This is a genomic window from Rhodococcus sp. IEGM 1307, assembly GCF_030056915.1.
Lineage (GTDB): Bacteria > Actinomycetota > Actinomycetes > Mycobacteriales > Mycobacteriaceae > Rhodococcus_F > Rhodococcus_F opacus_D.
Map to the genome: position 1 here is coordinate 1 of NZ_JASHKW010000107.1, position 240 is coordinate 240.

Sequence of the window (240 nt, forward strand, 5' to 3'; positions counted from 1 at the left end):
TGTCGATGAACTTCCGCACGGAGGCGATGATGTCGGGGTCGTCGGTGATGACCACCGCGTCGTCGGCGAGGGTGGAGTTCTCGGATGCGTTCGCCGACCCGATCACCGCCCGGGTGTTGGTGACGATCACCTTGGCGTGCAGGGTCGGCGAGGACAGCACCCGCACCCCCTTGTTCAGGTAGTAGGCGAGGGCGGCGGGGGAGGTGGCGTGCGCCCGGATCGCGGCCTTGGAGGCGTTGA

Annotated in this window: 1 protein-coding gene; it reads right to left on the minus strand. The window is 67.9% G+C overall.

Features of this window, described 5'->3' with window-relative positions:
- A partial coding sequence (locus QM841_RS43000; protein ID WP_283336810.1) for a phospholipase D-like domain-containing protein occupies nucleotides 1–240 on the minus strand: 240 nt, incomplete at both ends.